General features: G+C 72.7%; 5 protein-coding genes and 1 pseudogene. 3 read left to right on the top strand and 3 right to left on the bottom strand.

Annotated elements, in window-relative coordinates; all coding sequences use genetic code 11:
• Positions 1–78 precede the first annotated feature (78 nt).
• Both dapC and fdxA read right to left on the bottom strand, forming a co-directional pair.
• Entirely contained in the window at positions 79–1176 is a 1098-nt protein-coding gene (gene dapC, locus ACFVFH_RS08070; protein WP_383764986.1) for a succinyldiaminopimelate transaminase, read from the bottom strand.
• Between the two features lie 140 nt (positions 1177–1316).
• Positions 1317–1637: a ferredoxin gene (gene fdxA, locus ACFVFH_RS08065; RefSeq protein ID WP_018956287.1), complete on the bottom strand. Its 321-nt coding sequence runs from the start codon at positions 1635–1637 to the stop codon at positions 1317–1319.
• 117 nt (positions 1638–1754) lie between these two features.
• On the opposite strand from fdxA, the gene ACFVFH_RS08060 reads away from it, so the two are divergent.
• Together ACFVFH_RS08060 and ACFVFH_RS08055 are read left to right on the top strand one after the other, a co-directional pair.
• Positions 1755–2756: a GNAT family N-acetyltransferase gene (locus tag ACFVFH_RS08060; protein WP_383764983.1), complete on the top strand. Its 1002-nt coding sequence runs from the start codon at positions 1755–1757 to the stop codon at positions 2754–2756.
• An 18-nt stretch (positions 2757–2774) separates the two neighbouring features.
• Positions 2775–3632 carry a tetratricopeptide repeat protein gene (locus ACFVFH_RS08055; RefSeq protein ID WP_383764980.1) on the top strand — a complete coding sequence of 286 codons (858 nt, stop codon included), beginning with the start codon at positions 2775–2777 and terminating at the stop codon, positions 3630–3632.
• A 24-nt stretch (positions 3633–3656) separates the two neighbouring features.
• Here the strand turns inward: ACFVFH_RS08055 and ACFVFH_RS08050 are convergent, their stop codons facing one another.
• Positions 3657–5615 (bottom strand): GTP-binding protein, encoded by a 1959-nt coding sequence (locus ACFVFH_RS08050; protein WP_383764978.1) that lies wholly within the window; start codon positions 5613–5615, stop codon positions 3657–3659.
• Positions 5616–6254: 639 nt separating this feature from the next.
• Here ACFVFH_RS08050 and ACFVFH_RS08045 point away from each other — a divergent pair.
• A pseudogene (locus tag ACFVFH_RS08045) lies at positions 6255–6685 on the top strand (hypothetical protein); the annotation flags it as partial.

The raw sequence follows: 6685 nt of genomic DNA, 5'->3' as shown, positions 1-6685 counted from the left end.
GTCCCTCCCCCTGACCCGCCGGATCGCCCGTACCGCGCTGCTGATCGCCGCGGGTGCGGCCCCGCGCGCGTACCGCTCCTACCGGGTCAGCCGCTTCACGGCCGCCGCCACCCGCTCGTCGGTCGCCGTGAACGCCACCCGTACGAAGCGGTCGCCGGCCGGTCCGTAGAAGTCGCCCGGGGCCACCAGGACGCCGAGCTCCGCCAGGTACGCCACGGTCTCCCAGCACGGTTCGTCGCGGGTCGCCCAGAGGTAGAGGCTGGCCTCGCTGTGCTCGATGCGGAAGCCGTGCGACTCCAGCGCGGTGCGCAGGGCCGCCCGCCGCGCCGCGTACCGGTCCCGCTGCTCGGCGACGTGCTCGTCGTCCCCGAGCGCCGCGACCGTCGCCGCCTGGACCGGGGCCGGGGTCATCATGCCGCCGTGCTTGCGGATCAGCAGCAGCTCGCCCAGCACCGCCGCGTCGCCCGCGACGAAGGCCGCGCGGTATCCGGCGAGGTTGGAGCGCTTGGAGAGCGAGTGGACGGCGACGACACCCTCGTACGTACCGCCGCAGACGTCCGGATGCAGCACGGAGACCGGCTCGGCCTCCCAGCCCAGCTCCAGGTAGCACTCGTCGCTGAAGACCAGTACGCCGTGCTCGCGGGCCCAGGCGACGATCCGGACCAGCTCGTCCTTGGACAGGACACGGCCGGTCGGGTTGGAGGGCGAGTTGAGCCAGAGCAGCTTGAGTCCGGCCGGGTCCAGCTCCGTCGGGTCGTCGTAGACGACGGGCTCGGCGCCGCAGAGCCGGGCGCCCACCTCGTACGTCGGGTAGGCCAGGCGCGGGTACGCCACCTTGTCGCCCGCGCCGAGGCCGAGCTGGGTCGGCAGCCAGGCCACCAGTTCCTTGGAGCCGACGACCGGCAGGATGTTCTCGTGGGTCACCCCGGCCGCGCCGAGCCGCCGCTCCACCCACCCGGTGATCGCGTCACGCAGCTCGGCGGTCCCCCACACCGTCGGATAGCCGGGGCTGTCCGACGCGGCGACGAGCGCCCGCCGGATCAGCTCGGGCACCGGGTCGACGGGCGTACCGACGGACAGGTCCACGATGCCGTCGGGGTGGGCCCCGGCCGTCGACTTGTAGGGCGCGAGCTTGTCCCAGGGGAAGACCGGGAGACGGGAGGAGACTGCGGACACGGATCTCTGCTTTCTCGTACGGGGGTCACGCGGGACGCACGGGGCGGCGAGGGCCGCTCGTCACCCGGGGGCGCAAACACCTCGGTCCCGCACGGTGACGAGCCGTACGGGACCGGGGCGGCGCACGTGCGGGCCGCCGACTACTGGTTCTGCGGCGGCAGCGCGGCGATGAACGCGTGGTCGCGCTCGATCAGGCCCAGCTTGGAGGCACCACCGGGCGACCCGAGGTCGTCGAAGAACTCGACGTTCGCCTTGTAGTAGTCCTTCCACTCCTCCGGGGTGTCGTCCTCGTAGAAGATGGCCTCGACCGGGCACACCGGCTCACAGGCTCCACAGTCGACGCATTCGTCCGGGTGGATGTACAAGGACCGCTGGCCCTCGTAGATGCAGTCGACGGGGCACTCCTCGATGCAGGCCTTGTCCTTCACGTCGACACAAGGCTGCGCGATGACGTAGGTCACGCTGTCGTTCCTCCTCGGTAGGGCGTTGGCTCTCGCGCGGGAGCGCGGCGTCGTCGATGCCCGCCCCTAGTATCTCCGTTCCGGGGCACGAACCGAACAGGAGGGGCGCACAGAGCTGTGGAATTCACCATCGGCGGACAGCTCAAGGTCCGGATCACACCTGCTGACGTGGGCAAACGGGTATCAGTCCGGCGTGTGTGCGAGAGCGGACCGCAACGGGCGACGTTCGCCGACACGGTCGGAGTTCTCACATCGTGGGACGGCGGTGTGCTCTCGATCACACCCAAGAGCGGTGAAACCGTCCGCATCGCGGAGGCGGCTCTGGTGGCGGGCAAGGTGGTGCCGGCCGCTCCGGCCCGGCGCCGTGGCCCGGCGGCCTCCTTCGACGAGCTCGCGCCCGTCTGCGCCCACGCCTGGCAGCCGGTGGAGAGCGAGCAGCTGGGCGACTGGCGGCTGCGTGCCGCGCACGGGTTCACCCGCCGCGCCAACTCCGTGCTGCCGCTCGGCGATCCCGGCCTCCCCCTCGACGAGGCGCTCGCCTGCGTCCGGCAGTGGTACGGGGACCGGGGCCTGCCCGCCTATGTCCAGACCGCGACCGGCGCCGAGGGCACCCAGGAGCTGCTCTGCGCGGAGCTGACGGAGCGGGGCTGGCACCGCGAGGTGACGGCCGAGGTGCGCACCGCCGGGCTCGCCCCGGTCGGCGATCTGGACGCCGAGGTGTCCGGGGTGCGGCTGAGCCGGGACCTGGACGAGCGGTGGCTCTCCCGGTACCAGCGCTTCGAGACCCCCGGCCCGCACGTCTTGGCGGTGCTGCGCGGCGGTCCCTCGGTGTGGTTCGCCTCGGTGCCCGGTGACGGCGGGGACGCGGCGCCCGCCGCGATCGGGCGGTGCGTGGTGGACGGGCGCTGGGCCGGGTTCATGGCCGTCGAGGTCGATCCGGCGTACCGGCGCCGGGGGCTCGCCACCGCCGTGATGACCGCGCTCGCCCGCCGGGCCCTGGAGGAGGGCGCCTCGGCCGCCTGGCTCCAGGTGGAGACGGACAACGAGGCGGCGCGGGCGCTCTACGAGGGCATGGGGTTCGCGGTCCATCACCTCTACCACCACTTCCGGCAGCCGTGACGGAGACGGACGGTCCCGATGAACCCTGAACCCGCCGAGCGGCCGGAACGCCCGGCCCGGGAGGAGCTGTGCCGGCAGTTCGCCGAGGAGGCGCGCGCCGAGCGCCCCGACCTCGCGCTGCTCTGTCTGCTGGTGGGCGCGATGGCTGATCCGGCGCTGGACCCGCACGGCATCGACGCGGCCCAGATCGAGCTGGACGAACTGGCGGGCCGACTTCCGTACGGGAAGCGCGACGGCCGGTCCTGGGCCTCGGCACTGGCCGAACTGCTCGGTGAGCGGTGCGGCTTCGCGGGCTCCTCGGCGGACTACCAGCGGCTGGAGTCGTCGCTGCTCCACCAGGTGCTGCGCAGGCGTCGCGGGCTGCCGATCCTGCTGTCCGTGGTGTGGATCGAGGTCGCGCGGCGCGCGGGCGCCCCGGTGTACGGGGTGGCGCTGCCCGGTCATTTCGTCGTCGGCTTCGGCGATCCGGCCGAGCGGGTGCTGGCCGACCCCTTCGACGGCGGCCGGCCGATGACCGGGCAGGACGCGGAGCTGCTGGTGGCGGGCGCCACCGGGGAGCCGCTGGAGGAGTCGATGCTGGTGCCCGCGCGGCCGCTGGAGATCGTGCTGCGGATCCTGAACAACGTCAGGGCCTGGGCGGCGACCCGTCCCGAGCACACCGATGTCGCGCTGTGGGCGGTGGATCTGTCGCTGCTGCTCCCCTCGCACCCCGCGAGGCTGCGCTACGAGCGCGCGCAGCTGCTCGTACAGAGCGGGCAGTTCCTGCGCGGAGCGGCGGAGATGGAGGAGTACGCGGAGGTGATCGCCGGGATCGAGCCCGCGGCGGCGGAGGCGGTCCGGCACCGGGCGCGGGCGGCCCGCTCGCTGCTGAACTGAGGGCCGCCCCGCCCCGCCGGGCCCTCAGAGGACCCTGCGGGTGCGCATCAGGTACTCCTCGCGGTTGAGCGGATCGCGGCCGGTGCGCGGCCGGGCCGGGGGCGGGCCGACGACCGCCCGGTAGCGGTCGAAGTCGGACTCCAGGACCCCTTCGCCGCGCGTCAGGCCCGGGATCCGCTGCTGGAGGGCGTGGACGCGGGCGGCCGGCACCTCGCCCTCCAGCACACAGACCGAGCCGTGCACCGCGTGGGTCCCGGGGACGGCCCGCAGCCGCGCGAGTACGGGCAGGGCCGGGCCGAGCAGGTCCGCGGGGAGTTCCAGACGGAACCGGTGGACCGGCTCGTACACCGTGGTGCCGGCCCGTCGGAGCGCGCTCATCAGGACCAGCGGGGTCAGATTGCGGAAGTCCCCCGCGGTGCTCAGCGGGGACCAGTAGCCGGAGTGCGTCGTGCTGATGACGCAGTCGGTGACCTGCCAGCCGTGCATTCCCTGCCGCAGGGTCTCCGCCACGGTCTCCTCCACCGCTCTCATCAGGGCGAAGGGCATCGAGCCGAGCTCCACCTCCAGCCGGTGGGCGACACCGCTGCCGACCGGGGCGGGGTCGACCCTGAGCCCGACCGTCGCCAGGAACGGATTCCCGTTCTCGCCGATGATCTCGTACGCGGCTCCGCTGCCGTCCGGCCGTTCCACGCACATGGGGGTGGTCTCGCGGAAACCGACGTCGATTCCGAATTCGTCGGCCAGCGTCGCCTGGATGACCTCCTTCTGCACTTCGCCGTAGAGCGAGACGGACACCTCTTCGCGGATGTCGTCCTGGCGCAGGTCGATCAGCGGGTCCTGTTCGGCGAGCTGCGCGAGTGCGGCGTGCAGCCGGCCCCTGGTCGCCGGAGCGCGGGGGACCACGACCGATTCCAGCGTCGGCGGGGCGAACCACCGGGCCGGGGCGGAGGCGTCCGGTTCGCCGACCGGGTCGCCGACGCGGATGCCGTCGAGTCCCCGGAGCAGCGCGATCCGGCCCGCGCCGACCGCCGTCGCACGGACGGCCGAGCCCCGCTCGAAGACGCTGATCCCAGTCACCCTGCCCTCGGTGCGGCCGTCGCCCCGGCCGAACGGCAGCCGGTGGCGGACCCGTACCGTGCCCGAGAACATCCGGACGTACGCCGTCTTCTCGCCGCCCGGTCCGCGCTCCACCTTGAAGACGGTGCCCGAGACCGGCCCGTCGTCATCGCCCCCGCTCGTGGGCAGCAGCTCCCTGACCCCGTCGATCAGGGCGTCCATCCCCATGCCGGTGATCGCGGAGCCGAAGTACACCGGATGCACCAGCGCCCGCCCGGTCTGCGCCGCCAGCTCGTCGCGCAGCCTCTCGTACGGGAGCGGCGCGGCGCTCTCGACGTACGCGTCCAGGAGCGCGTCGTCGTGGTCGGCGAGCAGCTCGGCCAGCCGGTCGGTGAAGCCCGGGTCGGCTCCGGTGTACGGGGCGCAGCGGGCGTCGGGGCCGCCCGGCCCGTCGACGGACCCCATGGCGATCACGGCCGGCGTCAGTTTCCGGGCGATGTCCCGCAGTACGGATGCGGGCCGCGCACCGCCGCGGTCGATCTTGTTCACGAGGACGATCGTCGGAATGCGCAGGCGTCGCAGCGTCCGCATCAGCACACGGGTCTGCGCCTGTACGCCTTCCACCGCGGAGACGACCAGCACGGCGCCGTCGAGCACGTGCAGCACCCGTTCCACCTCGGCGATGAAGTCCGGGTGACCGGGGGTGTCGATCAGATTGACCGTGTGGTCGTCGAGGTCGAACGAGACGACGGCGGACTTGATGGTGATGCCGCGTTGCCGTTCGAGTGCGAGGGAGTCGGTCCGGGTGCTGCCGTCGTCGACGCTGCCGATCTCCTCGATGACACCGGCGGTGTGGAGCAGCCGCTCGGTCAGGCTCGTCTTACCGGCGTCGACGTGCGCCAGGATTCCCAGGTTCAGCGTGTGCACGGAACTCCATGTCTTCAAGATCGGTGATGTTTCCCGCCTGAATGAACATGTGAGTCCGGCGCATGCCGCTTCCTTTCGTCGGTCGAATTCCGCGGACGAGTAGAGCAGAGGGACCGGAACCCCTACAACCGGTTTACGGGTGGGGCGGCCGGCGGCGTGGAAGATCGCGCCCCGCGCACATCCGGGCACCGGAAGGCAAGCAGGCCACGGGCGGCGCGTCGCGGCTTCCCGGGCGTCGACGGCGCGGTTGAGGGGTACCGGCGCGGTGGGTCCGGCGGCCGGCGGGATCCGCCCCGCGCGACCGGAACGCCGTACGATCCCGCGTCAACTCTTCTCGTGTGCAAGGGAGTTCATGCGACCCGAAAGCCCGTCACGGGGCGGGCGGCGGGCGCGGCGCCGTCTGCGGGGGTCGGCAAACGGGTGGAGCCCCGCCGCCCAAACCTCGTACGTCGCTGTGTGCAGTCCAACGGGTGATTATCGGCCCCACTCCACCCGAAGAGCCCACGGTGTAGCTCCAATGCGGCGCTCCCCGATGGCGCGGATCCGCATTCCGGCTGACGGTGGATCACGTCGCCACTGCGCCACATTGAGTCGACAGCCGGTCACTCTTCGCAGTTGCGGCGGAAGGAATGTGTTCAGATGCGCTCTGCCCGCACACTGTTCGCTTCGGCCGCTGTCACAGCGGTCCTTGCCATCACCGGCCCGTCCGCCTACGCCATGGTCACGTCGGGCGACTCGGGCCACGACAACGGTTACTCGTCCTCGCACGGCGACGACCACGGGAAGTCCGACCGCGGTGGAGACCGTGGCGGCGACCGTGGCGGCGACCGCGGTGGACGCGGCGGCGACCGCGGCGGCGACCGTGGCGGCCGCGGTGGCCACGAGGGTCCGCGCGGCGGCATGCACACCGGCGGCGGCTTCATGGCTCGCGTCGTCACCGGCGAGAACGGCCCCAGCGACGAAGGCGACCGCGGCGGCGACCGCGGTGGACGCGGTGGCGACCGTGGTGGACGCGGCGGCGACCGCGGCCACGACCGCGGCCGCGGCCACGAGGGCCCGCGCGGCGGCGT

Origin of the sequence: Streptomyces sp. NPDC057697, assembly GCF_042799335.1 — a bacterium.
In the GTDB taxonomy this organism is placed as follows: domain Bacteria; phylum Actinomycetota; class Actinomycetes; order Streptomycetales; family Streptomycetaceae; genus Streptomyces.
Note: the sequence above shows the minus strand (reverse complement) of the source record. Positions and strands in the feature narration are given on the sequence as shown.

Bases quoted from the DNA above. Each gene is read 5' to 3' on its own strand.
- ACFVFH_RS08055 (WP_383764980.1), top strand. From the start codon at position 2,775: ATGAACCCTGAACCCGCCGAGCGGCCGGAACGCCCGGCCCGGGAGGAG.